The organism is Microcystis sp. M015S2 (genome assembly GCF_020245945.1).
Classification (GTDB): Bacteria; Cyanobacteriota; Cyanobacteriia; order Cyanobacteriales; family Microcystaceae; genus Microcystis.
In genome coordinates this window covers 84,038-110,713 of sequence record NZ_JADBTX010000016.1, presented here as the reverse complement: position 1 = coordinate 110,713, position 26,676 = coordinate 84,038, and the positions used below count along the sequence as shown (strand labels likewise).

Annotated in this window: 33 protein-coding genes and 3 pseudogenes; 9 read left to right on the top strand and 27 right to left on the bottom strand. The window is 42.6% G+C overall.

Features of this window, described 5'->3' with window-relative positions:
• Together IM473_RS03350 and IM473_RS22465 are read right to left on the bottom strand one after the other, a co-directional pair.
• Positions 1–258, bottom strand: a pseudogene (locus IM473_RS03350) (photosystem II D2 protein (photosystem q(a) protein)); the annotation flags it as partial.
• Between the two features lie 161 nt (positions 259–419).
• Positions 420–578 (bottom strand): annotated as a pseudogene (locus IM473_RS22465) (tyrosine-type recombinase/integrase); the annotation flags it as partial.
• Between the two features lie 171 nt (positions 579–749).
• Between IM473_RS22465 and IM473_RS03340 the strand changes: the two are divergent.
• From IM473_RS03340 to IM473_RS03325, 4 genes and pseudogenes are all read left to right on the top strand, one after another.
• Positions 750–1,394 carry a hypothetical protein gene (locus IM473_RS03340; protein ID WP_287657271.1) on the top strand — a complete coding sequence of 215 codons (645 nt, stop codon included), beginning with the start codon at positions 750–752 and terminating at the stop codon, positions 1,392–1,394.
• A gap of 147 nt (positions 1,395–1,541) precedes the next feature.
• Complete coding sequence (locus IM473_RS03335) at positions 1,542–1,766, top strand: AccI family restriction endonuclease (RefSeq protein WP_287657270.1); 225 nt, start codon at positions 1,542–1,544, stop codon at positions 1,764–1,766.
• Complete coding sequence (locus tag IM473_RS03330; RefSeq protein WP_287657269.1) at positions 1,759–3,384, top strand: HsdM family class I SAM-dependent methyltransferase; 1,626 nt, start codon at positions 1,759–1,761, stop codon at positions 3,382–3,384. Before IM473_RS03335 ends, IM473_RS03330 begins: the two co-directional genes overlap by 8 nt.
• Positions 3,385–3,693: 309 nt before the next feature.
• A pseudogene (locus IM473_RS03325) lies at positions 3,694–3,900 on the top strand (DUF433 domain-containing protein); the annotation flags it as partial.
• On the opposite strand, the gene IM473_RS03320 reads toward IM473_RS03325, so the two are convergent.
• From IM473_RS03320 to IM473_RS03250, 15 genes are all read right to left on the bottom strand, one after another.
• Positions 3,887–4,246 carry a putative toxin-antitoxin system toxin component, PIN family gene (locus tag IM473_RS03320; RefSeq protein WP_287657267.1) on the bottom strand — a complete coding sequence of 120 codons (360 nt, stop codon included), beginning with the start codon at positions 4,244–4,246 and terminating at the stop codon, positions 3,887–3,889. The pseudogene IM473_RS03325 and the gene IM473_RS03320 overlap by 14 nt on opposite strands.
• Positions 4,246–4,485 (bottom strand): hypothetical protein, encoded by a 240-nt coding sequence (locus IM473_RS03315; protein ID WP_287657266.1) that lies wholly within the window; start codon positions 4,483–4,485, stop codon positions 4,246–4,248. Before IM473_RS03315 ends, IM473_RS03320 begins: the two co-directional genes overlap by 1 nt.
• Before the next feature lie 78 nt (positions 4,486–4,563).
• Positions 4,564–4,986, bottom strand: coding sequence for a putative toxin-antitoxin system toxin component, PIN family (locus tag IM473_RS03310; RefSeq protein ID WP_287657265.1), 423 nt, complete (start codon positions 4,984–4,986; stop codon positions 4,564–4,566).
• Positions 4,976–5,200: a C2H2-type zinc finger protein gene (locus IM473_RS03305; protein WP_002748889.1), complete on the bottom strand. Its 225-nt coding sequence runs from the start codon at positions 5,198–5,200 to the stop codon at positions 4,976–4,978. Before IM473_RS03305 ends, IM473_RS03310 begins: the two co-directional genes overlap by 11 nt.
• A gap of 274 nt (positions 5,201–5,474) precedes the next feature.
• Complete coding sequence (locus tag IM473_RS03300) at positions 5,475–5,885, bottom strand: type II toxin-antitoxin system VapC family toxin (RefSeq protein WP_002750647.1); 411 nt, start codon at positions 5,883–5,885, stop codon at positions 5,475–5,477.
• Positions 5,878–6,126, bottom strand: a complete 249-nt coding sequence (locus IM473_RS03295) for a hypothetical protein (protein ID WP_002738017.1) — start codon at positions 6,124–6,126, stop codon at positions 5,878–5,880. Before IM473_RS03295 ends, IM473_RS03300 begins: the two co-directional genes overlap by 8 nt.
• A 150-nt stretch (positions 6,127–6,276) precedes the next feature.
• Entirely contained in the window at positions 6,277–6,486 is a 210-nt protein-coding gene (locus tag IM473_RS03290; protein ID WP_287657263.1) for a DUF4926 domain-containing protein, read from the bottom strand.
• Positions 6,483–6,911, bottom strand: coding sequence for a putative toxin-antitoxin system toxin component, PIN family (locus IM473_RS03285; protein ID WP_185236868.1), 429 nt, complete (start codon positions 6,909–6,911; stop codon positions 6,483–6,485). Before IM473_RS03285 ends, IM473_RS03290 begins: the two co-directional genes overlap by 4 nt.
• Positions 6,911–7,150 carry a hypothetical protein gene (locus IM473_RS03280; protein WP_287657261.1) on the bottom strand — a complete coding sequence of 80 codons (240 nt, stop codon included), beginning with the start codon at positions 7,148–7,150 and terminating at the stop codon, positions 6,911–6,913. The genes IM473_RS03285 and IM473_RS03280 overlap by 1 nt, the downstream gene beginning before the upstream one ends.
• Before the next feature lie 306 nt (positions 7,151–7,456).
• Positions 7,457–8,089, bottom strand: coding sequence for a hypothetical protein (locus IM473_RS03275; protein WP_287690349.1), 633 nt, complete (start codon positions 8,087–8,089; stop codon positions 7,457–7,459).
• A gap of 88 nt (positions 8,090–8,177) precedes the next feature.
• Positions 8,178–12,752 (bottom strand): glutamate synthase large subunit, encoded by a 4,575-nt coding sequence (gene gltB, locus IM473_RS03270; protein ID WP_287657258.1) that lies wholly within the window; start codon positions 12,750–12,752, stop codon positions 8,178–8,180.
• Positions 12,753–12,951: 199 nt separating this feature from the next.
• A complete protein-coding gene (locus IM473_RS03265; protein ID WP_287657256.1) occupies positions 12,952–13,116 on the bottom strand; it encodes a hypothetical protein in 165 nt (54 codons plus the stop codon).
• A gap of 89 nt (positions 13,117–13,205) precedes the next feature.
• Positions 13,206–13,577 carry a HepT-like ribonuclease domain-containing protein gene (locus IM473_RS03260; RefSeq protein ID WP_287657254.1) on the bottom strand — a complete coding sequence of 124 codons (372 nt, stop codon included), beginning with the start codon at positions 13,575–13,577 and terminating at the stop codon, positions 13,206–13,208.
• On the bottom strand, positions 13,570–13,869 hold the full coding sequence (locus IM473_RS03255) for a nucleotidyltransferase family protein (protein ID WP_287657253.1): 300 nt from the start codon (positions 13,867–13,869) through the stop codon (positions 13,570–13,572). Before IM473_RS03255 ends, IM473_RS03260 begins: the two co-directional genes overlap by 8 nt.
• Positions 13,870–13,986: 117 nt before the next feature.
• The gene (locus tag IM473_RS03250) at positions 13,987–14,526 is read right to left on the bottom strand and encodes a PEP-CTERM sorting domain-containing protein (protein WP_287657252.1); all 540 of its coding nucleotides are present in this window, start codon (positions 14,524–14,526) and stop codon (positions 13,987–13,989) included.
• 496 nt (positions 14,527–15,022) lie between these two features.
• Here IM473_RS03250 and crtR point away from each other — a divergent pair, with 496 nt between their 5' ends.
• The gene (gene crtR, locus IM473_RS03245; protein ID WP_287657251.1) at positions 15,023–15,913 is read left to right on the top strand and encodes a beta-carotene hydroxylase; all 891 of its coding nucleotides are present in this window, start codon (positions 15,023–15,025) and stop codon (positions 15,911–15,913) included.
• A 122-nt stretch (positions 15,914–16,035) separates the two neighbouring features.
• Positions 16,036–16,353, top strand: a complete 318-nt coding sequence (locus IM473_RS03240) for a hypothetical protein (RefSeq protein ID WP_287657250.1) — start codon at positions 16,036–16,038, stop codon at positions 16,351–16,353.
• Here IM473_RS03240 and IM473_RS03235 read toward each other — a convergent pair whose 3' ends face one another.
• The 9 genes from IM473_RS03235 to murQ form a co-directional block, all read right to left on the bottom strand.
• Positions 16,354–16,908, bottom strand: coding sequence for a hypothetical protein (locus IM473_RS03235; RefSeq protein ID WP_287657249.1), 555 nt, complete (start codon positions 16,906–16,908; stop codon positions 16,354–16,356).
• A gap of 149 nt (positions 16,909–17,057) precedes the next feature.
• A complete protein-coding gene (xth, locus tag IM473_RS03230; protein ID WP_287657247.1) occupies positions 17,058–17,846 on the bottom strand; it encodes an exodeoxyribonuclease III in 789 nt (262 codons plus the stop codon).
• Positions 17,847–17,868: 22 nt separating this feature from the next.
• The gene (locus tag IM473_RS03225) at positions 17,869–18,453 is read right to left on the bottom strand and encodes a chromophore lyase CpcT/CpeT (RefSeq protein WP_287657245.1); all 585 of its coding nucleotides are present in this window, start codon (positions 18,451–18,453) and stop codon (positions 17,869–17,871) included.
• 99 nt (positions 18,454–18,552) lie between these two features.
• Positions 18,553–19,011 carry a 50S ribosomal protein L9 gene (gene rplI / locus IM473_RS03220; RefSeq protein WP_287657244.1) on the bottom strand — a complete coding sequence of 153 codons (459 nt, stop codon included), beginning with the start codon at positions 19,009–19,011 and terminating at the stop codon, positions 18,553–18,555.
• Positions 19,012–19,080: 69 nt separating this feature from the next.
• Complete coding sequence (locus tag IM473_RS03215) at positions 19,081–19,440, bottom strand: ssr2422 family thylakoid membrane protein (RefSeq protein WP_103112024.1); 360 nt, start codon at positions 19,438–19,440, stop codon at positions 19,081–19,083.
• Between the two features lie 264 nt (positions 19,441–19,704).
• On the bottom strand, positions 19,705–20,283 hold the full coding sequence (locus IM473_RS03210; protein ID WP_287657243.1) for an esterase/lipase family protein: 579 nt from the start codon (positions 20,281–20,283) through the stop codon (positions 19,705–19,707).
• A gap of 109 nt (positions 20,284–20,392) precedes the next feature.
• Positions 20,393–20,758, bottom strand: a complete 366-nt coding sequence (locus tag IM473_RS03205; RefSeq protein ID WP_287657242.1) for a DUF4164 domain-containing protein — start codon at positions 20,756–20,758, stop codon at positions 20,393–20,395.
• A 180-nt stretch (positions 20,759–20,938) separates the two neighbouring features.
• Complete coding sequence (locus tag IM473_RS03200; RefSeq protein ID WP_287657240.1) at positions 20,939–22,429, bottom strand: site-2 protease family protein; 1,491 nt, start codon at positions 22,427–22,429, stop codon at positions 20,939–20,941.
• Positions 22,430–22,456: 27 nt separating this feature from the next.
• Positions 22,457–23,377 (bottom strand): N-acetylmuramic acid 6-phosphate etherase, encoded by a 921-nt coding sequence (murQ, locus tag IM473_RS03195; protein WP_287657239.1) that lies wholly within the window; start codon positions 23,375–23,377, stop codon positions 22,457–22,459.
• 195 nt (positions 23,378–23,572) lie between these two features.
• On the opposite strand from murQ, the gene rplU reads away from it, so the two are divergent.
• From rplU to IM473_RS03180, 3 genes are all read left to right on the top strand, one after another.
• Positions 23,573–23,962: a 50S ribosomal protein L21 gene (gene rplU / locus IM473_RS03190; protein WP_002785944.1), complete on the top strand. Its 390-nt coding sequence runs from the start codon at positions 23,573–23,575 to the stop codon at positions 23,960–23,962.
• Between the two features lie 34 nt (positions 23,963–23,996).
• Complete coding sequence (gene rpmA, locus IM473_RS03185) at positions 23,997–24,266, top strand: 50S ribosomal protein L27 (protein WP_002744094.1); 270 nt, start codon at positions 23,997–23,999, stop codon at positions 24,264–24,266.
• Between the two features lie 148 nt (positions 24,267–24,414).
• On the top strand, positions 24,415–25,347 hold the full coding sequence (locus IM473_RS03180; protein ID WP_287657237.1) for a phytanoyl-CoA dioxygenase family protein: 933 nt from the start codon (positions 24,415–24,417) through the stop codon (positions 25,345–25,347).
• A gap of 232 nt (positions 25,348–25,579) precedes the next feature.
• Here the strand turns inward: IM473_RS03180 and accA are convergent, their stop codons facing one another.
• On the bottom strand, positions 25,580–26,569 hold the full coding sequence (accA, locus tag IM473_RS03175; RefSeq protein ID WP_002744097.1) for an acetyl-CoA carboxylase carboxyl transferase subunit alpha: 990 nt from the start codon (positions 26,567–26,569) through the stop codon (positions 25,580–25,582).
• Positions 26,570–26,676: the final 107 nt, after the last annotated feature.

Genomic DNA, 26,676 nt, shown 5'->3' with positions numbered 1-26,676 from the left:
GTGACCGAAGGCATCGGCGGGGGTGGAGACGGCTACAGTCAGGAAGTTGCCGCCTTCCAGGTAGGAACTGGCTAACCCGTGGGTGTACCAGGAGGTGACGAAGGTGGTGCCGGTTAACCATCCACCTAGGGCCATGAAGGCACAGGGGAAGAGTAGTAAACCAGACCAACCGATGAAGACGAAACGGTCTCTTTTGAGCCAGTCATCGAGAGCATCAAACAGCCCTCTTTCTGGGGCGCGTCCGACAGCAATGGTCATGGGGGTTTTCTCCGAAAAATGTATATTATTGCTAAGATTCCGCGCTCTCTTCTCCATCTATCCGAGCAGGCGAGCAGATGTGTGGAAGAATTGTGAGAAATCTTTACTTTTCTTAACTTACACTATATTGGAAAAAATGACCAATATTTTTTAGGTCGATCTTAAAAAAATCTAAAATTTTTCGGGAGACCACTTGCTGGGCGACATTCGGCATTGCTTGGTATTGTCGTCTTCACGTCCTTGTGTCCCAATAATTCCTGTACGGTGCGGATATCGTGGCTATCTTCGGGCAAATGGGTGGCAAAGCTGTGGCGCAAGGCGTGACAACTGCCATATTTCTTACAGTCGAGGGGATTGGGCTTCTTCTTTTATCGGCAAATGCGGTAAAATCCACTTGGCGGAATACTAGACCGCTCTGGAGCGGTAATTATGCCAAAATTGAGGTGATTAAACCGCACAGTTGACAAAGTGTTGAATACTAGAGAGTAATAATGGCTAATTGTCCTAATTGTGGTTCTAATCATATTCAGCTTAAAAAAGAAACTAACGTTAGTTGGGGACGTGCCGCTGCTGGATGGGCTTTATTTGGAGTTGTTGGTGGTGCTGTTGGAGCCGTTACAGGTGAAGATAGAAATGTAAATGCTTGCCTTGACTGTGGAACATCTTGGAAAGCTGGAGATCTTTATAAAACTCTTCAAATCATAAAGAACTCAACAGGTGTAAATCTTGATTTAGCTAGAGATGAAGATCGTCTCTACATGAACGAGTTTATGGTTGAACTTAGTCCTTATCTTGAAGAAATTTCAAAAAAAGAGAAAGAGGGTAGAAAACTTGTTGAAGAAGTTCAAAATAAATCAAGTGAAAGTACTGCTGCTGGATGTGGTGGTGGATGTCTTATCTCATTTGCAGGATGCACTACAATAGCTGGCTCAGCTTCAGGTGGTGTACTTCTTCTAACGCTGCTTATTCCACCAATAGTAGGTATGTTGATTGGCATATTAGCGGATTCAGCAAACAAAAAATCTATTGAAAAGAAAAAAGAAGAAACTCAAAGAAGAGTTGAAATCATGAAGCATGATGCTGAAGAGGAATTTAGAAATAAGGTAAAAATATTCATGAGCAACCACTCTTTATAAATTAGCTATTATGATGGAAACATTATTGCCGTCTGCTGAAGCGCTATCGCTATCGCTTTAGGGTGCGTTCCCCGAAGCCTTTGGGTTTTGCCAACCAGATTTGGACAGAACTATAATAACAATTGTACTTAACCATGTACAACTCTGATGAGCGTCAACATTGTCAACTTTAGTGAAGCCCGAAAAAACTTTAAATCTGTCAAGATCAATGGGCAAATTGGGAAAGAAGTACTTGGAAAAATTGATATGCCTGAACATAAATCGGCTCTGAAAGAATTAGACAGGGGTCGTCTGCTTTTTTATGTGACTTTTGCAGGCGGCAAGGGATACCTTGATAATAAAATATTTCTAAGGGATGTTATTAATGCGTGAGTTAAAATATATAGCTGAAACTCCACTTAATCATAGGAAGGATTACGGTCAGTTTTTTACACCTATGTGCGTTGCTCGCCTCATGGTACAGTGGGTTTTAAAAGATAATCCAGAAACAGTATTAGACCCAGCGTTTGGCTTAGGCGTTTTTTATGATGAAGCAATAAAAATACCTTCAGGTAATCAAGTACATTTCATTGGATATGAGATTGATAGAAATATATTTGAGTTTCTCAATCGTAATGGTGACAGTCCTTATTTGAGAGTTATCAATAGTGATTACCTCGAAGCTGAAACTGAAAAATTTGACGGTATCATTTGTAATCCACCATATATGCGATTTCAGAAATTTCTTAAGCGTCATGATATATTACCAAAAATTGAAGAAAAAATAGGGAAGAAACTTATCGGTTACTCTAATATCTCTTCCGTATTCCTTGTCAAGTCTTTAAGAGAACTTAGAATCAATGGTAACTTGGCATATATTATGCCTTTTGAGTTTTTTAATACTGGCTACGGAAAAGAAATCAAAAAAAGTCTCCTTGAAAATCATTTATTGAAGCAAATAATAATCTTTGCCAATGAAAAAGAAATTTTCCCAGAGGCAACGACAACCGTTTGTGTGCTTCTTTGTAAAAATGACGGAAAAAAAGAAACCATTAAAATTTTACAGATCAAAAAAATTGATGAAATAGATAAAATAGCTGATATTAGTAAATTCTATCAGTGGGAAATCGAACCATCGAATTTACCATACAACAAAAAGTGGACACCTATTATTTCATCATTGTTCACTGAACAAGTATCTCCAAATGGCTTCTGTAAGTTGTCCCTATACGGTAGGTTTACGAGAGGTATTGCTACTGGCGCAAATGAATTTTTTGCGTTAAAAAAATCAAAAATTGAGCAACGGAAGTTGAGTGATAATAATATTTGTAAGTGTATTACAAAAAGCTCTCAAATCCGCAAAGCAGTATTTACTGAGCATGATTTTAATATACTATACAATGAGGATAAGCCAGTCTATTGTTTAGATGTAAAAGATCACGACAACTCTGAAATACGAAATTACATAAAAGAAGGCGAAAAATTGGGATATCATGGGAGGTATCTTACAAAAACAAGGAACACCTGGTACAAAATTGAAAAGAGAAAACCGGCTCCAATTTTATTCGGCGTCTTTAGCAGGGGCAGGTTAAAAGTAATACGCAATTTCACAACAGCAATAAATTTTACCTGCTTTCATTCCTTTTATCCAAATAAATTCGGACAACAATTTATTAATAAATTATTTGTGTATTTGCTCAGTGATATTGGACAGGAAATAATAAAAATCAATAAACGAAGTTATGGTGATGAATTAGACAAGTTTGAACCAAGGGATTTGAACGATAGCTTATGTCCAAGCCAGAAACAATTTGAAATGATCAGTGATGAAGATGCTGAAGAAGTAATTAGTATTGCACAAAATGATCACCAAAAAGCAATTCTCATGAGTAATGCTCTGATCAAAAGACTTATGGACTCCCAACAATGCGCTGCACCGGACGGCAATTCCGCTGCGCTCCATAGTGCGGTCGCCGATTTTGTCGGCTGCATTCCCCACGACAACCCCTAATTACTCCGCCAATAAATTACTGGGAACGCACCAAGATTATGGACTTTGAGCAAGCGATCGCCGATCTTGTTGGGTGGGTTAATAAAATGTAACGCGCCCTATTTTGTTTTAACGCAACTGATTGTCTCGGAGCAGATTCTGATCAGGTATAATGCCAGATAAGGCAGCAATTTAAGAAAATTTACAATCATGGTATTGCGTCAGCTCTGCTCCGCTATATTAAAGAAAAGTTTCCCAAACAGGGCGATGCTATTTCGGTTTAGTTTTAACATTCTGGAGAGATAAACTATGCAACTAGAAGATTAGTTTATCTTTCTCGCTGCCAATGACATTCGCATAAAAAATACACGAATTGGCATTGAAACAGTTTTGTATGACTATATTTACCGTAGTCGAACACCTGAAGAAATTGCCAAAACTTACCTATCATTAAACCGAGAACAGGTTTATGCCACTATTCTCTATTATCTTCACAACAAACAAGAGATCGGTGAGTACCTCACTAATTGGCTAGAAGTGAGAGAAGATGTTTGTCCCCCGTGATAATATGGGTCGCCTTGCCAACGATCGCACATTCTATGATCATATCGTCGTCAGGATCGTTGGGAACGGCTCTCAGTGTTCCACCTATAGAAACAATGCTAGAAGCCTCACAAATTTCCTCGATGTATTTTCTAACTGGTTCTTCAGGAAATTTGATTTTTAGTAGCAGTTTTTCGGATAATTCCTGTAAAATTTCTGGACAAGTGACCGATCGAATCAGTTTGCTTTGGGCTAGGGAAAAACAACTATTCGGGCTACCGCTTTTAGAAAGCGCGGCAGATATGAGAATATTTGTGTCGAAGACAACAGTATAAATCACTACTTCTCGTGAACGATTTCATCGATAAATTCTTCTCTTTCCTCTTCGGTCATTGTCTCCCAATCGTAGCCGCGTTCTGCTGCGACGATTTTTGCCTGTTGGCTTCCGTAATCGGTTATAGCTTCCATATTTCCCCACTGACGATGGATGAGGAATCTAAATAGTTCCTGTTGCTGTGCTTCGGGGAGTTGTTTGACTAATTCGATCACTTGTTCGTTGCTTAAGGTTAAGTTCGGCATAGGTCGCTTCTAGACACCAGCATGATTAACGATTTTAACATGAGTCTTTAGCTGGCTCGTGGGTGGGGGGACTGATCGCTAACGGGAAAAGTCATGATCTAGAAATTCTTGAATCGTTAAAATTGGGATTTCTTGAAATGGATTTAAAACTAATAGATCAGAATCGCCGCTTACAATACAGGTAGCTTGACCATCGATCGCTAGTTCTAAATACTGATTATCTTTCTCATCTCTGCAAACCTTGATTTTCTCTCGAATCACGACAATTTCCGCGGTTCTTTCTATCGCCGTTATAAATAGCCGCCTTTTTGCTGATGAGGCATATCTATCGAATTTGGGACGATTGAAAACAGTGATCAATTCTAACAAAGTAGATTCGGACATTAAAAGCTTGCCGATATTTTGGGCTTTGTCTAATGCCTGACGAGCTTTACCGTTTTTAGAGAGAAGCGCACTTACTAAAACATTTGTATCGAAAACGAAATAGTATTCAAGGCTCATTTAATAAAGATTCTAGGATTTCGGGTGTTAATCCTCTAGCTTCCGCCTCATCACTAATTTCGTCCATTAGTTTTCTCAAGAAATCGATATCGCTGTTAACTGGCTTTCTAATTAGCAAATCGACAAGAACCCGGACGCGTTCTTGTTCCTCTGGGGATGCGGATTGATAGACTTCTGCCGCTTCGGGACTGACTTCGATCGAAATTTTGCTCATATTATTAAGGCTCATCCTTGCTGTGCTTCGGGAAGTTGTTTGACTAATTCGATCACTTGTTCGTTGCTTAAGGTTAAGTTCGGCATAGGTCGCTTCTAGACACCAGCATAATTAATCAGTTTAACACGGGTCCTTAATGGAGAGGGTTTTCTGTTCGCCTATCCCTTCTCTGCGTCGATCAGTTAGAATCGAGAAATTATCGGACTAGAAAGTCCTTTCATCTTCGCGCTTGCCGTAAAATTATATCTTTAACTAAATGGTGATCGCTAATTAATTATCGTAGTAAAGCTTGAAAACCTGCTTGAATAAAATGAACATCTGAAGTTAAAGCGTCGGTAATTTGATTTTCTTCCATAACAATAAAAGAAAAACAATCTACTAATCCCCAGCTTTTATCAGATCTTGATTCGTAGAGCTTTAAGCCTTTTTGAAAAAGAGTAGAAGTGATAGTAACAACGAATAAATTATCGGTTTGATAGCATTGCTTGATAAAGGCAGAAACCTTAGGACGATTGTAATGACTAAGAGCATTACCAACCTCCATAAAAATGGCTTCAGTAACCCAAACTGCTGTTGCATTTTTTACATAGGGGAGGAACTGCATAGCAATTTGATGATATTGATCATGAGGATTGAGAATTGCTTGGATAAAGACCGTATCTAAAAAAAGTTTGGACTTATTCATCGCTTATATTTCTTTTGGGAGTATCATATAAATAATGATCGTGTTCCCTTGACCAATCTTCTGGAGCTTCATAGGTGCCAGCCATTTCTTCTAACAGTTCCCAAGCATTTTTATGGTTATTTTCTAGTGGATCTTCCCGAGAAATAATTTGGATGATGTAATGGGTATTGGGTTCTAATTCAATCTTTTCTTCGGGACGGAAAACCATTCCATCATAACTAACTCGTAGATTTTTTATCATAATGGATTGTTGAGAAGTAATTCGATTACGGCCTACACAGTGCCTTAAGGCTAGTGTAACACACCCTCTCAACTATAACTACCGCACGATCGCACCCTCTTCTAGATGCCGATATTCTGCTAAAGATGGGAAAATATCAGTCCTGTAGAGTCAAGGTCGATCCTCGTGGGTGGGGAAACGGAGGGAATTTTCGGCCATGGTGATAACAGTAATCGTTTTTCTCAACCTCTCGAAAAACTCGACACTATACCCCGTTTGTAATCCCTCAATTTGATGTTTTTCTAGCAATTTCCCACGTCTCCCACCGATGGTTTTTCTTCGGGAATATCTTTTAATAAAATCACATTGAGTCAAGTTCATAATTGATGGTTATTATTTTGAGTTAAGAAATCTAGAAAATCTTTTGCTTTTACGATCTGAATATTTTGATATTCAACCAGTGAAAGAAGATGTTTGTCTCCCGTGATAATATGGGTCGCCTTGCCAGCGATCGCACATTCTATGATCATATCGTCATCGGGATCGGCAGATACTAGGGCAAGCTCTTGATTAATTCTGACAATTCGAGAAAATTGGCAAACTTCTTCAATAATTTCCTCGGTTTTTTCTTCAGAAAGTGTAAATTTTACAATAAGCTTTTCTGAAAACTCATCTAAAATTTCTTGGCAAGTTACCGATTGTATCCGCCCGTTTCTTGCCATAGACACGCACAGAAGTGGACTCCCACCAGGGAAAAGCAAGGCAGAAATTAGTATATTGGTATCAAAAACGACAATGGGAGCCACTATTTTTCATGAACGATATTATCGACAAACTCTTCTTTTTCTTCTTCCGTCATGGTATCCCAATCATAGCCGCGTTCTTTGGCTAAGATTCGAGCTTTGTCAATGGCGTAGTTAGACAAGGATTCCCATCGGTCCCACTGACTGAGGATGAGAATTTTATAAACTTCCTGTTTCTGGTCTTCGGGGAGTTGTTTGAATAAGTCGATAACTTGTTCGTTGCTTAAGGTTAAGTTCGGCATAGGTCGCTTCTAGACACCAGCATGATTAATCAGTTTAACACGAGTCCTTAATGGAGAGGGTTTTCGGTTCGCCTATCCCTTCTCTGCGTCGATCAGTTAGAATCGAGAAATTATAACAAATCTGGTTATTTTTGCATGAGTAGAAAACGGGTTTCTCCGAGAAACCCGTTTTCTGTGCGTTACTCAACGGATTTAATATTATCGGCCTAGAAAGTCCTTTCATCTTCGCGCTTGCCGTAAAATTATGATCATCGCTCTGGTACACACTCAACGAATCCCCACTCAGTAGCGCCGTCCATCAACTTCCTAAAAACCTTCTGGCTTTAAGACAGGACGATAACGTAATTTGATAATAACAGAACCACTAAACCTAAAACTTGATTGAAAAGCAATAAAATTGAGTTGCTGAGTCATTATTCCATTATTACAAATCTGGTTCATTATTATTTCAGAATTCATTTCAAAGTAAGAACCATTTTTATCAATTAGAAATATAAAATCAGGATACAACAGCCCAACGTCATAAAAAGAGATAACCGAACCATTATTACACTTAATAGCGAAAAAAACGCTAGTAATTCCTGATTCTAAAACTTGACAATTATATTTTCCTTGCTGAGTTTCGATAAAAGCACTTGCTTCAAACCAAGTATTATTGATTAATCTCTGGCGCCAGTCCTCTGGACAAGAAGAGGATATTCTCCAATTTTCCGTCGATATTATTTCGCTGGCAGGATTATTATTAAACTGGGTTCGTTTATAAGTACCATTAGAATTAAATTTATGTTGTACGATTCCACTAGAAAAAGTAGTTTTCCAGCAATTAACCGCAATATCAGAATTATTTAAAGCGATTAATTGTTCATTATCAAAAGCTATAGCCGAACCAGAGAAACTAACAATGAAAACACTGGCATAACCAATAAACTTTTTCATCATACACCTCTATAGATAGATGGTTAGTATTTACTGTAGATTCTAGATCATCAATTGAAAAAAAAGGGGCTTATTCAGCCCCCATTAACCTCTAACTTCCGCCGATTCTCGCAACATCACGCGCATTGGCTTCAAAAGCGGCATCGAGAGCAGAATCGCCGGTTAAACCCGAATCTAACGCCTCTTTAATACACTGCAACATCCGCTTATAATCCTTGGGCATTACCTTCACAAACTTGGGCAACATTTCTGACCAATTTGCTAAAACTAGGGCTGCTTTTTGACTATTAGTGTAATCAGCATGGCGTTGAATTAACTCGCGTAAATCGTCGATTTCTTCCCCTTCTAGCGCCTCTAAAGCCACCATTTGGGTATTGCAACGAGTGGCGAAATCCCCCGACTCATCGAGGACGTAGGCGACACCACCACTCATTCCGGCGGCGAAATTGCGACCGGTGGGCCCTAAAACAACGACTTTACCCCCCGTCATATACTCGCAAGCGTGGTCGCCAACGGACTCAACCACCGTAGTCACCCCAGAGTTACGCACCCCAAAACGTTCCCCAGCAACCCCAGAAATATACACCTCACCACTGGTTGCACCGTATAAAGCCACATTACCGATGATAATATTCTCCTCGGCCACAAAAGTGGAACCTTTGGGCGGATAAACGATGATTTTGCCACCGCTTAAACCCTTACCCACATAATCATTGGCATCCCCTTCTAACTCCAGTGTCACCCCTTTGGGAACAAAAGCACCGAAACTCTGCCCCGCGCTGCCCTGAAAATGGAGATGTACGGTATCTTCGGGTAAACCCTCCCAGTGACGTTTAGTGATTTCGTTGCCTAAAATCGTCCCCACCACGCGGTTAATATTTTTAATCGGTAGTGTCGCCTTGACTTTTTCGCCTTTTTCAATGGCATCTTTGCATAAATCCAGTAAAACGGTTATATCCAAGCACTTATCTAAACCGTGGTCCTGGGGAATCTGGCAATAACGCCCTACCTCTGCATCTACCTCCGGTTGATAGAGAATCGGGGTTAGGTCAATTCCTTTCGCTTTCCAATGTTCTACAGCCTGTTTCGGCTCTAATACATCAGTTCGCCCCACCATTTCATTTAAGCTGCGGAATCCCAATTCGGCCATAATTTCCCGCACTTCCTGGGCGATAAATTTCATGAAATTCACCGTATATTCAGGATCCCCGATGAAATTCTTCCGTAATAACGGATCTTGGGTCGCTACCCCCGCCGGACAGGTATTAAGATGACAAACCCGCATCATAATACAGCCTAACGTTACCAGTGGCGCGGTCGAAAAACCGAATTCTTCGGCCCCCAATAGGGTCGCTACCACCACATCGCGGCCGGTTTTCATCTGGCCATCGGTTTCCACCGCGATGCGACTGCGAAGATTATTTAACACCAATGTTTGATGGGTTTCTGCTAGTCCCAACTCCCAAGGTAAACCCGCGTGTTTAATCGAGGTTTGGGGTGAGGCTCCGGTCCCACCATCGAAACCAGAGATTAAAACCACGTCAGCGTGAGCTTTAGCGACTCCGGCGGCAATTGTGCCAACTCCCACCTCAGAAACCAGTTTTACGCTCACTCTGGCCGCACGATTGGCATTTTTTAGGTCATGAATCAACTCCGCTAGGTCTTCAATGGAGTAGATGTCGTGGTGGGGTGGGGGAGAAATTAAACCAACTCCGGGGGTGGAGTGACGGACTTTGGCAATCCAAGGATAGACTTTTTTACCCGGTAATTGACCGCCTTCGCCCGGTTTTGCCCCCTGGGCCATTTTTATCTGCAATTCTCGCGCTTGGGAGAGGTAAAGACTGGTGACACCAAAACGGCCGGAAGCCACCTGTTTAATGGCACTATTTTTCGAGTCTCCCCGTTCATTTGTCCAAGTGTAGCGCTCGGAATCTTCGCCCCCTTCTCCTGTGTTCGACTTGCCACCGATACGATTCATGGCAATAGCGAGGGATTCGTGGGCCTCTTTGGAAATGGAACCGTAACTCATGGCCCCGGTTTTAAAGCGTTTCATAATCGCTTCAATCGGTTCCACTTCTTCGATGGGGATACTTTCCCGGTTTTTAAAGGTTAATAATCCCCGCAGGGTGAAGAATTTTTGATTCTGTTGGTTGACCAGTTGGGAATATTTCTTAAAGAGGTCGTATTTGCCCAATTTTACCGCTTGTTGCAGGGTATGAATGGTTTCTGGGCTAAAAAGATGGGCTTCCCCGTCCTTACGCCATTGATATTCACCGCCAATATCGAGGGTATGCACATTCACGTCCCGGTCGGGGAAAGCGTGGCCATGTCTGAGTAGGGATTCTTTGGCAATAATTTCTAAATCGGCCCCTTCAATGCGGGAAGCTGTCCAAGTAAAATAGCGATCAACTACCGATCGATTTAAGCCAATAGCCTCGAATATTTGCGCCCCACGGTAGCTTTGCAGGGTGGAAATGCCAATTTTAGAGGCCACTTTAATTACGCCCTTGGTGGCGGCTTTTATGTAGTTTTTACAGGCACTCTGGTGGTCAACTCCTACCAATAAACCTTCCTCGATCATACTGCCGAGGGTGGCAAAGGCTAGATAGGGATTAATCGCACCGCAACCATAACCGAGTAAAAGGGCGTAGTGATGCACTTCCCGGGGTTCGCCGGATTCCAAGACAAGACCGACTCTGGTGCGGGTTCCCTGCCGGATGAGATGATGGTGTAAACCGGCAACCGCCAGCAGTGAGGGAATCGGGGCGTGATTTTTATCGATACCTCGATCGCTTAAAATAATAATACTCGCGCCCGCTAAAATTGCCTCGTCCACCTCTTGACAAATTGCCTCAATTGTGCTACGCATCCCCTCGACTCCCGAAGTGGGATCGAAGAGAATGGCAATAGTCACGGTTTTAAATTCGCTATTGCCCTGTAAACGCGCTAATTGGGCGTTAGTGAGGATGGGAGAGTTAAGTTTAATCAGGTGAGAGCTTTCTGGCTGCGGATCTAGGAGATTTCTCTCCGCACCGATAGTGGTGATGGGAGAGGTGATAATTTCTTCGCGAATCGAGTCAATCGGGGGGTTAGTGACTTGGGCGAATAACTGCTGAAAGTAATCATAAAGCAGTTTTGGCCGATCGGACAAGACGGCTAGGGGTGTATCGGAACCCATGGAACCCACTGCTTCCACTCCATCCCGGCCCATGGGGGCTAATAAAAGACGTAATTCCTCAAAAGTGTAACCGAAAGCGGTTTGCTGTTGAATTAGGGAAACAGCAGTTTCAGGTGGGGCAGTTTCAACTGCTGGTAAATCGTCTAAATTGACTAAATTTTCGTTTAACCATTGGCGATAGGGATGAGCTTTGGCAATAGCTTCTTTTATCTCCTCATCGGCCACGATACGACCTTCTTTCATATCCACAAGGAACATCCGGCCGGGTTGCAGACGACCTTTGAAAGCGACGCGTTCCGGTTCAATCGGTAAAACTCCCGCTTCCGATGCCATAATTACTAGGTCATCCTTGGTGACGTAGTAACGGGAAGGACGTAAACCATTGCGGTCTAACACTGCCCCCATCATCGTACCATCGGTAAAAGCGATCGAGGCCGGACCATCCCAGGGTTCCATCAAACAGGAATGGTATTCATAAAAAGCTTTTTTCTCATCACTCATCGATTCGTGGGCCGCCCAGGGTTCAGGAATCATCATCATGACAGCGTGAGGAAGAGAACGCCCCGATAAAACCATTAATTCTAGGGCATTATCAAAAATTAAGGAGTCACTACCCTCGATATTAATAACCGGCTGGATTCTTTTGATGTCTTCCCCGAACAAGGGTGAGGCAAACATCGACTGACGGGCGTGCATCCAGTTAATATTACCTCGCAGGGTATTAATTTCGCCATTGTGGGCAATATAACGGTAAGGGTGGGCGCGTTCCCAACTGGGGAAGGTATTGGTACTAAAACGAGAATGGACTAATCCTAAAGCACTTTCAAAGTCGGGGTCGTGTAAATCAGGGAAATAGTCACCCACCTGTACCGGCATTAATTGCCCTTTATAGACAATGGTACGACTAGAAATACTGCAAGGATACCAGTAACGATTAAAAGATTGACGACTGAGGTGGGAACGTTTGCGAATAACGTATAATTTGCGTTCAAAGGCCAGATCATCGCTTAAATGGGCATCGCGTTCGATGAAAACCTGTTCGATAAAGGGTTCGGTAGATTTGGCCGAATTGCCCAAACTAGAGTTATCCGTGGGAACATCACGCCAACCGAGAACTTTTAACCCCTCTTCGGCGGCGATTTTCTCGAATTCCTGGCGACTTTTCCCGCGAATTTCGGCATCAGGGGCAGTGTAGAGCATTCCTACCCCGTATTGTCCCGCTGCTGGTAAGGTAAAACCTAGATTACTGGTCACTTTCCGGAAAAATAGGTCAGGGATTTGGCACAAAATACCCGCCCCATCTCCGGTATTTTTTTCCGCACCGCACGCGCCACGGTGATCGAGGTTTAGTAAAATTGTTAAGGCCTGTTCAACAATATCGTGGGACTTTTTACCCGTTTTATGAACGATAAAACCGACACCACAAGCATCATGTTCAAATCGGGGATCGTATAGTCCTTGTTTCCGTGGAGTTTGATTGTTATTCATTTTGTCTAATAGCCTAGCAGTCTGGAAGGGAAGGGCCTAGAGGGTGAGCCAGAGTAGCGATTCTAGGTATATCAATTCTGTATCCAGACTGGACCTTCGGTCTTATATCTTAAGGAAATGTTTCGATGTGACCAGGGTTCCTTTCGCTGCTTTACCCCCTAATCGAGATCGCTTTTACAATTAAGAAAAAGATCGATCGCTATCTCGATCTCGTTCGATTGGTTCTTTCCGCTCTCTCCCGCCATTTTTTAGAATTTTCCGTAATTACCTCGCCCATTGATCGGGCTTTTTCCGCCGCATCCCGTGCCATTTCCAGAATTTCCTCTAGTTCCCGTTCATTTAGTCCTGTTTCTTTCTCTTCCATCACCGTAAACCCTCCAAGCGATTTTTAACCTTATCAAAAATGTCGGGGTGAAGACCGAGCGGAGCGGTTTGATTGGGACATTTCGATAATTACAAGAGGTCGTGACGTATTTTCCCGAGTACCTGCTTCAAAATCTCCAGATCCTCCCTACAAATCCGATAAATTTCCTCCGGATCGATGTCAAAATAATCGTGGGCGAGAATATTTCTGATTCCCTTAATCTCCGACCAGGGAATTTCCGGATAGCGATTCGCTAAACTCTCTCCCATTAGCCGATCGAGTCTTCTAATATTTTCACTAATCGCAATCAACATCATACTAATGCCATCCAATCGATCGAGTCCATCATCATCGGCGATGAAATCATCGGCTTTTTGAATCCGGGTAAATCGCCGCTCGATCCGGCGGATCGCCTCTTCAAGCTCTAGTAATAACTCGAATAGAAGCGATCGATCACACATAAATGGCCTCTCGATCGATCCGTGCCTTGAGGTAAGGATTCAGAGAATCCCGATAGCGGATCACGTCCACTTCCCGTCCGAATAGGTTCTCTAGTTCGGCTTTCAGTCTGACTCTTTTAAGCAGATCGGGGGGCATATATACCACTATATCTATATCGCTCGTCGGTCGGGTTTCCTCTCTGGCTACCGAGCCGAAAATGCCGATTCGATTGATCGCGTATCGTTCCTCCAGTTCGGGTTTCAGGGTTCGTAAACGTTCCAATATCTCGTTGGCGGTGATTTTATCTACCATCTAATTTACTCCCTTTAGTTAATCGTGCGATCTTCCGATCCTGATCAAAGACTAAAACGGGCCGCCACAATCGCTTGGGCCCGTTCCCAATCAATTCAATTTTTAGTTAGTCAAAAATTACTTTTCTAGCTTCCGGCCTTTGCACAATAAACCGACCCCGGCAACAGAGAGTAAACCAAGAACCGTCGCTGATTCGGGAACGGTGGTCAGGGAATAATTGGCGAGGATGAAGGGTTCAAAAGATGCACCGTAGGAGGTACCGGAAGCGAAAACGGTAAACGGAGCTATAACGCCAGGGGGTAGAAAGCCGAATCCATCATCACAAAACGTGTTGTCACAAGCGACAAAATCCAGTCCCGATCCGTCTAAGGATAGCACCGCCTGACCCGTCAGTACACCAGCAAAAATGGTATCGGTATAAGAACCTACGAACGGAAGAGCGGGAGCGGGAGAGCCGTTAAAGGTGGTATTACTGATAGAACTGACGAATACCGTGTTGTTATCTGGTTGCAGGGTTCCGTCCACCGTTGCGGTAATTGTTCCGGTGCTGGAGGTGTAGGAAAAGTTAAAAGTTGCGGCGCTCGCAACTGGTGCGAGGGTGGCGGTGGCTACCGTTGCGAGGGCGACGGAATAGCAAAAGGAACTTTTAAGTGGCATAGAACACATTGTTTAGCTAAATTCCCCCGAATTTTACCCCCCCCCGATTTTGTCAAGGTTTTTGCTATTTATATTTCTTATACTTCATCTAGCTATTGATTACTCGATTCGGGATTCGGGGCGATGCGTTTTTCTGGGGTGCGGGTGGCGCTCGGTAAAATTGACATACACTATGATTATTAGAGCGATCGATGTTTATCTAGGTTAAAAAGAACAATAAAACTAGCGATCGATGCGCGTGATCAGTAATGTTAAATTACGAGAGTTTTGGGAACGCCACTCGGACATGGGGGGGTGTGGCCTAATGACCCATGAAGGGGATAGAGCGGTCAAAATCTGCAGCAATCGGGGACTGAGGGGGGGAAGACCATATAACAAATCCTTACTTTCTTCATAACTTTAGATTAATTAAGATAATGTTACAAAACTTTATGAAAAAGCCGTAGTATGATAATTTACGCCAGTAAAGCGAACACAATAAGGAGCAACACCCATAATGCAGTCGGCCGAGATGTTGCTGACAGTCCCCAAAGAGTATTTAAAAGCACCGGGGGGCTTCAACCCAAACGTTACCATGTTTTTCAGTGCCTTGAGCCTAATAACCCTATCTACCTGTGGCTATTGGCTATGGTCCTGGCCTGACTGGATTTGTTTTAGTGCTAATGTCCTCGCTTTACATTTATCGGGGACAGTTATCCACGACGCCTCTCATAATTCTGCCCATAGCAATCGGATATTTAATGCTATTTTAGGTCATGGCAGTGCTTTAATGCTCGGTTTTGCCTTTCCGGTCTTCACTAGAGTCCATTTACAGCACCATGCTCACGTTAACGATCCCGAAAATGATCCAGATCATTTTGTCTCCACTGGTGGCCCTTTGTGGATGATTGCGGCCAGATTTTTTTATCACGAGATTTTCTTTTTTAAGCGGCAACTCTGGCGGAAATACGAACTGCTGGAATGGTTCCTCAGTCGTCTTTTTGTGGCTACCATAGTCATCGTCGCCTGTCAATACGGTTTTATCAGCTATGTGATGAATTTTTGGTTTGTTCCCGCTTTAGTGGTGGGAATTGCCCTCGGTTTATTTTTCGATTATCTCCCCCATCGTCCTTTCCAAGAGCGTAATCGTTGGAAAAATGCCCGCGTTTACCCAAGTCCCCTGTTAAATCTGCTGATTTTAGGGCAGAATTATCATCTCGTGCATCATCTCTGGCCGTCGATTCCCTGGTACAAATACCAACCGGCATACTATGCCACTAAACCGCTTTTAGACGCAAAAGAGTGTGAACAGTCTTTAGGTTTACTGCAAGGTAAGAATTTCTGGAGTTTCCTCTACGATGTCTTCTTGGGGATTCGCTTTCACTCCCATTCTTCTAAAACTTCTTGATCTCACTTATCGTAATGGTGAGGTACAAACTTTTCATTTTGGGAAGTCGGTGGTCGATTTTATGAGAAACTCTGTATCTGTACTGGTTTTGTTGTCAACTTGATTTTTTTAAGGAGGATTTTATGGGTCAGCATTGGGGAAAAGCCTTAATTTTAACAACAACTTTCTTGACAATTAACATCGATTATGCTAAGTCTTTAACCTTTGGTGAGGCCGTTGGTATTGGAGCGGGGGCTTTGTTAATCAACCGGGCGGTACAGGATAATAGACAACGTTATCGATTTGTGCCACCAGAGCAAGAATTTCAGCGCGGACTAGAGGACGGGTTTAACTTTGCCCGCTATGATAATCCGCGCAATTCCAGAGACTACGATGACGGTTTTATCGAGGGAAGAAGACGGCGGGAGTCGGGTTGGTCCAGTCCCAACAGGAGAAGTTAATTATTTTTTTGGTCTGCGTCCCACTTCGGCGGTTTCTTGAATGGAAAAGATCCTCAATTTGCCGTCGATGGGAGCGACTTTAGCCACTGCTTCCGATGCCACTATATAGTTATCACCCTCGGTGTTGGTAATATTGACTACCCGCTCGCGAGTGATAATCGCCATCTCGTCATTAGCAAGAATATCCACGTCCCAATTCTCAGAAAGAACCTCTATACTTCTAATATTTTTGTAGGATTCCTCTAAAAATATTTTATGTTCCGTGATGCCATTTAACTCAAAAATTTCGGTACTAGCATCGGTTTTAATGGTCAATTGCGAGGAAATAAACGGGGCATAGTGTTTGAGGATTAGGGCGATATTTTTATCTTTAATAGCGGTTTCAATGTCTTGAATCATTGCTTTAATTTCCGCTTCCTTGATTGTTTGTCCCCCATCGCGATTACTCGATTGTTTCACTGGCACTATCGAGGGATTAGCATGGACAAAAGCGGGGGAGATGCTGGGGAGAAGGGATAAACCGAGCAATAGAACAATTAATTGGGGAGAACGCATAATTTAATAAACTTGGTAAATTCAACCCGAATCATAGCATTTTCTCGTTACCGAATAAATCCTCAAGGTGAAAGTCCCTAGTTAGGGAAGCTAAGAGAGCAAAATTCTGGCTGTGCAAAGTCTAGGTTGATGCTTTAGCTATTTTTGCCTTATATTTCCAGAATAACAGGGGTATGATCACTAGGTTTTTCTTGTTTTCTGGGTTCTCGATCGATCAGACAATTAACGGCTTTTTCGTATAGCTGAGGAGTTAAATAAAGATGATCAATTCGCCAACCTCGGTTACGAGCAAAACCGCCGCTGCGATAATCCCACCAACTATAATGTCCTGGATCCGATGTGAATTTTCTAAAGGCATCTTGTAAGCCAATTTCTAAGACCTTTTCTAAAGCTTCTCTTTCTTTAGCTGAAGACATAATATGATTTTCTTTGCCCTTGGCATCATAAATATCTTTATCTTCTAAGGCAATATTAAAATCTCCGCAGATACATAATTCTTCAGGTTGAGAATTAATAATTTTATCTAGATATTTCCTAAGAGTTTCTAACCATTTAAGCTTATAAATATACTTGTCACTATCTAGGGAAGAACCATTAGGAACGTAGAGATTAATAATCCGAATATCGCCGATTACTCCAGTAATTAAACGTTTTTGTTCGTCCAGTTCTCCCGTTAAATTTTCGCCGATAATTGGACTGAATCCCACAGTGATATCGTCCATGGGTTTCTGGCTAAAAATCGCCACACCATTATAGGCTTTTTGTCCAGAAAGATAGAGATGATAACCCAAAGATTCAAAAGCTTCTCTGGGAAAATCTCGATCGATTACCTTGGTTTCTTGCAAGCATAAAACCTCAACGGGATTGAGTTGTAACCAGTTAATTACCTGCTCTTGTCGGCTGCGAATCGAGTTGACATTCCATGTGGCGATTTTCATAGCTAAAAACCAAGAATTTTTCTCACACTTCCTCAGCAAAACTACTGCGACGCACAAACTCAAACGGACCGGCGATCGAACCCCAGACTAATTGATCGGTTTCGGGATCTAAACCGCGATCAACGCTAATTAATCCCCGTTCACTAATTTCAAAACTATTATCTAAATAAGTCATTCTATCTTTGCGAAAGACTAAACATTGTTTACCCGGTTTCACCACCCCTTTAAAACTGTTACCTGTCCAAGTTACATTCATATCACAACCCGCCATCGGTTCTAATAGTTCTAAGCTGAGATTTTTGAGACGCTGGGGTTCTCTAGAAGCACCAAAAAAGTTAGCTTCCTCTTTAACTTTAAAGTTTTCTAGTTCAATATGGTCATCGACTACCGACAATTTAAATACTCGCAAACGATAGGGAGTATTGAGCATAAAATCGTAGGCCTGCTCTAAAAATAAACTGGTTCCCTTCAGTAATTCATCGGGCAAAGGGCGCATACACACGCGAATATGGGCAAAAAAAGGCGGATTAGCAAAAGCTTGTTCTTGATTACTAAAATCCGCCGCCATCCAGCGCGCTAGGGTTTTTATATCCGTGGGATGAGTCATAATTTTTGAGATGTGAATGGCTATTAGCTATCAGCCATCAGCTAGTTAATTGCTCTGATAATTTTTCACCGATTACTGATAACTATGCCCCGACAATTGTTATTGTGCAATTACTTTAATTTCGATATCGGCACTAACTTCGGGATGGAGTTTGACTTGTACTTTATAGACTCCCAATTGACCGATATCGGGGACGGTAATACCACGGCGATCGATTTCTAATTTAGCATTTTCTAGAATAACCGTAGCCACATCTTGACTGGTGACAGTACCGAAAATTGCCTCATTTTCACCCACCTGTTTAGGGATGCTGTAGGGACTGAGTTTTTCGAGCGCAGTTTTTCTGGTTTCCGCTTCTTGTTTTTCGGCGAGGAGACGTTGACGCTCTTTTTCTTTCCTAAATTCTGCTTGTTTAATCGCGCCTTTGGTGGCTAAAACGGCCACACCTTGGGGGATAAGGTAATTGCGCGCATAACCGGGGGCTACTTCCACCACATCGCCATTTTCACCTAATTTGCTGACTTTTTGATTGAGGATAACCTGCATTCGTTTCGCCATGATCTTGACCTAAAACAATAGTTCCAAAACCCCTATCATACCATGCAATCGTCAAATCTTGATCACAAGTTAGTTATTGCCAGCGGCGATTATTTGGGTTAATAGGGGACCGATTGCCTGAAAGGCCGAGGGTAAAACCGCTACGGTGGCGGCTGCAATAATAATTGTCGTGGCTAATCTCAGCACTTTCTCGGAGGCTTTTTCGTAGGTGTCAAATTTATAGTCGAGCTTGTCTAATCTTTGGTCTATTTCCTGAAAGCGTTGCCCCATAGCATCAAAACGTTGGTCTATTTCCTCAAAACGTAGATCTATCGCCTCAAAACGTTGATTTACTGCTGTTTGGAAGCTTTTCAGTTCGTTGAGAACATCGGTTAGGGTGGGTTCTTGAGTGGACATGGTGACACCTTGGGGAATTTGATCGCCTAGCATAATTATAACCCTAAGTCAAGCTTTTTTGATGATAATTAACGTTTTTATTGGTAATATTTTGACCTTGTTCCAGTAAGTATCTAAGCACAATTAATTACACATCTAAGCCACTACTCCGTCAGACTTCTGCTGTGATCAGGCCGACAGTGAACTGAAAACTCAAATCCGATCCCTAATAGCTGTATCCCGTCTCCTGTCTCCTGTCTCCTGTCTCGACTAGGAAATTAATTTTGCACGACTACTTATTGGAGATAACCAGTATTTCTATTCTAATAAGGTCTCTTTAATTGTTGTTAAAACTTTGCTATCTTTGACCATCCAAGCATGAAGCAATACGGGAATCGAAATTTCTTTGCCCACCGATAAACGGGAACTATAGGCGGGAAATATCATTAAATCGTAGGGAGTCCAGATAATTGTGGTTTTAATTTTATTTAAAATTTGTTGACAATCTTGATTTAAATCCTCTAGAAATTGACTTCCAGGCTGCATTTGTCTAATCCCATCTAAGGGTAAACTATACGCGGTTAAAGTGCCTCGATTCGGTGCAGAAATATTTAGGTAACGTTGCACTCTTGCCACTCCTCCCAATCTTTGCAGATAGTAGCGGGTAATTAGGCCTCCCATACTAAACCCAATCAGATCTACTTTCTGCTCTTTAGCAAAGTTTTTCTCGATATAATTGTCCACCTGACTGGCTAAAACTTCTAACTTTTCGTAACCATGATTGGGAATTAGGTTAAAACTATGCACCTGCCAACCATGATAGTTTAAATACTCGCTCATCGGTTTAAAAACAGCAGTAGTGTCCAGAAAACCATGCACCAAAACAACGGGATTCATAGATGAGGTTTTATCCTTAAATTCTGAATCTATTCTAACAAATGCTCGGGGTAATGAGCGAAAAATTTTTGGGAAGAGCCTATCTACTAGGTACGGCTACCAGCAACTTCTAAGGATTAGGGAAAAAACCAAAAAGTTTAGCGGCACCTCCTAAAATAGCGACCACCAATGCTATCAGAATCCCTCGATTGGTGAATTCCTGATAGGCAACCCTTGCAGTTAATCCATTGATTTTTTCGTCTAAAGCTTTAATATCTCCCTTGAGTTCGGCCTGTCCTATTTCTACTTTAGTTAACCGGTCTTCTATCTTGTCAAATCTCTCATCAATACGTTTTTCCAGAGAGTCGATTTTCTCGTCAATACGTTTTTCCAGAGAGTCGATTTTCTCGTCAAGGCGTTTTTCCAGAGAGTCGATTTTCCCCTCAATCCTTGTCAGGACAGCTTCTAGGGAATAAGTGACAGTTTCGTTAGACATTTTGAGCAACTCCAAAAGTCAAATCTTCAGGGGTAAATGCTGGAGGCTATATCTTGCCGAAAAATCAGGGGTCTATAGGCGGACACGGATTCCCATTATAATAAAATTATAAGTCAAGACTTGAGTTTTTGTCAAGCTTTTTTTTGACGGCAATCAATGGCAAGAATTTCGGGGAAGTATTTAGCCACCGATGCCTAAACGTCCCGCTAAACTAGGGCTTAAAGGAATCAGAGTCGCCAACATTAAAAAGAGCAGTAATAAACCCCAACCGGCGCGGGTGTCATCGGGTTCCGTTAACTCATTTAAACTAGGTCTTTCCAACTCTCTTTGTAAAAAAGCGACTAAAATTGTCCAATAGAGAGGAATCGGATTACTGGGATTAACTAAGGAAATAATGCCCAAAATGACCAAAGTGGCCACAGTGGTGCGGCGGGCAATTTTGCGACCATAAATAGCCTGAACAATTCTGCCACCATCTAACTGTCCAGCAGGCAGTAAATTAAGGGCGGTAATCACCAATCCTAGCCAACCGATAACAGTTAAAGGATGCACGGAGATAACGGCATTTTGTAACTCGTCGCCCAAAACTATCCGCGCTAAAAAACTCACTAAAATTGAACTTTGGAAAAAGGTACTAGGGATTTGAAAAAGGCTGGCAGAATTAGATAAAGTCAGTCCAACGATTAACAAGATTAAAGAAACCAAACCTCCCAAAGCAGGACCAGCGAAAGCTATATCAAATAGGACACTGCGGTTAGGTAATAAAGATTCAAAACGAGTAATCGCCCCAAAAGAACCAATCTGCCAAGTGGGAAGAAAATAGGGTAAACTGAGACGAACATTATGGCGTTTAGCGATAATTAGATGACCGATTTCGTGGGCAATTAATACCGACCATAAACCCAAACTCAGGGGAATTGCTTCTCGATATCTCTGCCAATTACTAAACAAATCAAAACCCAATAAAATTCCCGCCGCTTCTAAGCTGGTGACAATGGTGGCTACTAACAAAACTAAAGAGAGATTTTTTTGAGCAAGAGTGGCAGGACTAGGATCGTTAGTTTTGGGAAGGATAATTACCACAGGTTTTTCCTCGGTTCCTTCCACCAGAAATAAACGATATTTGTCGCCAAAATGAACACTTAATTTCTGGGTTAAGCGCGAGTGAACGATATCTGGTTCTCCCCGTAAATTGCCTTTAAAAATTGCCCCTTCCTGAAAAGAGATAGTTTCGGTGGCAAAAAAAGTATCTATCCCAAAAATACTCTGAACAACTTTTAAATCCTCTTCGGGAATTGGCATCACATCCGGTACAATTGCTGTCACTGCTGCCGCGGTTTCTAGAGGAGTAACGGACTGGCTAACTGCCGGGTTAACTTTCGGTTCAATTATCTGATTGGTTTTCAGTAAGCGTAAACGGTTGCCCAAATAAATATAGATAATTGTGGAAGCAACCAGTAAAAAGAGAATTACCGCTAGATTGAGATAAATTCCTGCCGCAAATAGCCCGAAAAAAATTAACCAAGGAGCTATTAAGACCAGGGATTGTAACCAAGGTAAAATTCCCAGTTGGCCGTAGGGTTTAGCTCGATAAAAACTCCAAGTCAAGATAGCACCAGCGACGAGGAAAATAACAGCGACCGCAGCAATTTCCGAAGAAATATTAACCATAGGAAAGTCAAAATCAATAGGTTTTTATCAATCAATTTGATTATAAGCTTGCAGGGCGGCCCGTAATTGCCCTCGATGCTTTTGTAACAATTCTTGTCCTGCCGCCGCCGAAAGTCCCGTTTTCTGCATTAACAAAGCCAGTTTAACCCGGCGGCCACTTTTTTCCAGTAAAATTGCCGCTTCCTCACGACTAATATCGCTAAGGTTACAGATAATCCGCAGGGCGCGGTCATGGAGTTTATGATTAGTAACTGCCACATCGACCATCTGGTTGCCGTAAACCTTGCCTAACATGACCATTGTCCCTGTGGAAAGGATATTTAAAGCCATTTTCGTCACCGTTCCCGCTTTCAGACGGGTGGAGCCGGCCAGAAGTTCTGGTCCGGTCAATAAGCGGATATCCACATCCACAGGAATCTCCACTTGTTCGGCGGGGACACAACTAATAGCAATCGTCGTCGCACCCCGCTGTTTTGCCGCCTGTAAAGCCCCATGAACGTAGGGGGTTGTCCCCCCGGCGGTAATCCCCACTACCACGTCTAATTCGTGAATTTCTCGCTGGGCAATAATCGCCGCCCCATCTTCCGCTTTATCCTCCAAATCTTCGGAACTACGCACCAGCGCCGCCGCTCCACCGGCAATAATTCCCTGTACCAATTCCGGGGGAGTGCAGAAGGTGGGGGGACATTCGGCCGCGTCCAAAACCCCCAGCCGGCCACTGGTTCCCGCCCCAATGTAAAAGAGTCTACCACCTTTAGCCAGAGCTTGACTGGTCAGGGAGATTGCTAGGGCCAATTCTTGCCGGGCCATGGCGATCGCTTTTAGGGTTTGGGCATCCTCCTGATTGAAGAGATCCACCAATTCGAGCGGGTTTAATTGGTCTAAATTTAGGCTGTTTGGGTTAATTTGTTCGGTTAACAGGTGTCCTCTGCTTTCCCACTGTTCCATAACGGTTTAATTGAGCTTTTCGTAAGATTATTTTCAGTATATAGCCAATCGGTGGGTAAAAAGCTTGACAATTGCCGCCCGAATATTAGACAATGGTAAATTGTGTCAATTCCTGCTCGGATCAGGTGAAGACATTAGCACAAAAGCTGGAATTTTTTTCAGCTACCTGTACGGCAAAACGAGCGCAGAAAATTTATGAGTTACGCGATTATTGAGACCGGTGGCAAACAGATTCGGGTAGAACCCGGTCGCTATTACGATATTGAACTTCTTCCCGTCGATGAACAAAGTACCCATACCATCGACAAAGTGCTATTAATCCATGATGAGGATGATATTAGCATCGGTCAACCCTTTATCGAAGGGGCCACCGTCGAAGGCACTGTCATGCAACATCGTCGGGGCAAAAAAGTTATTGTCTATAAAATGCGCCCGAAAAAGAAAACCCGTAAAAAACGCGGTCATCGTCAAGAAATTACCCGTTTTATGATTGATTCAATCAATTATAACGGTAAAACCCTAGTCGCCACTGCTGCTACCTCCGGTGCTGAAGTTGTGGAAGATAGTAGCGATGAAGAAGAATAACTTTTAGAATCAAAAAAGCATTTGGAGAGAAATTATGGCTCATAAGAAAGGTACGGGTAGTACCCGCAACGGACGCGATTCTCGTTCCCAGAGACTAGGCGTTAAGCGCTACGGTGGTCAAGTGGTAAAAGCGGGAAATATTCTCATCCGTCAACGAGGTACTAAAGTTCACCCGGGTAAAAATGTTGGTCGTGGTGGCGATGATACTTTATTCGCTTTAATTGATGGTGTGGTCAAATTTGAATACAAGGATAAAAGTCGCCGTCAAGTTAGCGTTTATCCTGCTGAAGTTAGCGCCAGTTAATTCCATCAACTCTGATTAATTTTTTCCCTGTAACCTCCTAACTCATCCTAGGGGGTTTTTTCAGATAATTTATATCTGTTGACAGGGTAGATCGAACACTCATGGATTAGATATAGTCCGAAAGTAGCTCGGAAAAGATGAACTGAGTATGATTCTTAAAATTGCCGATATCTTAAAAAATTTGCCCTGGTCTTTCGATTCTACTGCCGAATTACCCTGGTTAGATCGCTCGCGAGCCGAAAAATCCCTGCAAAAAGCTCGTCAACAACGGCGAATTTCCGAACGAGAATATCAACTCCTCGACCATTGGCGAGAATTGGGTTATTGTATTGTCAAAGATTTAATTCCCGCAACGGCGATCAATAATTTAGTAGCAGAATTAGCCGATTTATTTTTCCTAGAATCGGCTATCCCTGGATTAAGAATTGAAGGCATTCAAGCAGAAAATCTACCGGCGAGTTTAAGTCACGAGCAAGTTTTAGCCCTAGATATGGAGCAAAGAAAAGCCTTAGTTAATTCTATTTGGCGACTCCATGCCTTTCATGAGATTTCCCCCGCTGCTCGAGCAATTTTTGACAATCAAAATCTGAGAGATTTAGTTAATTTAATTATTGGCAAATCCTGCGAACCGAGATATTCCATCAACTTCCTGCACGGTACAGAGCAGGGGCTACACGAGGATATGGCAGTTTTTTATGTTCATCCGGCTAATCATTTAGTCGGTGTTTGGATTGCCTTGGAAGATATTTCCGCCGATGCTGGCCCGCTAATTTTTTATCCTAAATCTCATAAAAATATCAAAGTAACTGACTTTTTTCCAGACTATCCCGCCGTCAATCTTAAAAATATTACTGCCGCTAAAATTCCCCAATACCAAGATTATGTTAACCAGCGCGCTCAGAATTATGACTGTCAATCATTTACTGCTAAAAAAGGAGAGATTCTTCTCTGGCACGGAATGTTAATTCATGGTGGTGGGAAGATTAATAATACCCTGCTAACCCGTAAATCGATGGTAATTCATTTTATTGCCGAGGGTGGCGATTACAATGATCGGGCTTTGGGGCCTTTTAATTGGTAAGATTAATCTACCACTAATAACTCGGAATTAATCGGACTAATTAGGGCTGGCTGAATAAAGGTAAAATATAGACGAGCTAAGGGGTTTGGGGCTTTTTTGCGAAGCAGGTGCAAGATTTTGAAAGTAGGGGCGAAGCATTGAGGTAATAACCTATCGCTGAAACCGTAGATTTCCTATCCGAATGCTTCTACTTTGTGAACAGGATTTGGTATAACTGATCACTGCTCACTGATTAAGCTGTAGCCTCTAAAAATACGCCTAAATTGCGGAATTTTTGATAACGAGATTCGCGCCGTTGTTGGGGTGTTAATAAAGATAAAGCCTCTAAATTTTCACTAATAGCGGCTTTTAAATTGGCTGCCGCTTTTATCGGATCAGCATGGGCCCCTCTGGAGGGTTCAGGAACGATCTGATCGATAATATTTAACTCTTTTAAATCTTTTGAGGTAATTTTGAGGGCAACTGCTGCTTTATCGGATTTTTTGGCATCTTTCCAGAGAATGGCGGCACAAGCTTCGGGAGTCGCCACGGTATAGACAGAATGCTCTAACATTAATAGGCGATCGCCGACACCAATCCCCAAAGCGCCGCCGGAACCACCTTCGCCAATAACAGTACAAATGATCGGCACATCTAAACGAAACATCTCCCGGAGATTATAGGCGATCGCTTCTCCTTGACCTAATTTTTCCGCTTCCACCCCCGCCCAGGCGCCGGGGGTGTCAATAAAGGTTAAAATTGGCTGATTAAACTGATGGGCGTGTTCCATTAAACGCATGGCTTTACGATAACCACCGGGGGCAGCCATGCCGAAATTTCTAGCGACATTATCCTTAGTATCCCGGCCTTTTTGATGTCCGATAATCACCACGGGACGACCGTTAAAACGGGCAACACCACCCACAAGGGCAGGATCGTCATAACCACCGCGATCACCGTGTAACTCGAACCATTCATCGGTGATGGCTTGAATATAGTCTAGGGTACTGGGGCGCCGGGGATGACGGGCTAATTGTAGCCTTTGGGAAGGGGTGAGATTGCTAAAAATTTCACGACGTAATTGATTAGCTCGTTCGTCTAGTTGACTAATTTGTTCCGAGACATCTACGCTATTTTCTTGGGCTAATTCTTTAATCTGTTCGATGCGGGATTCTAATTCGTAAAGGGGTTTCTCAAAATCTAGGAGAAAAATCTTTTTCTCGGTAGTCTCGTTTTTGGTCATAGGTTAGTGGCTAGAAGTTTACTTGAAGCTAATCTTTTCTAGCTTACCGTTTTTCAGCGATCGATTATCGGCAGCTTCGGGATTACCTGGAGATAATTTCAGGTTAA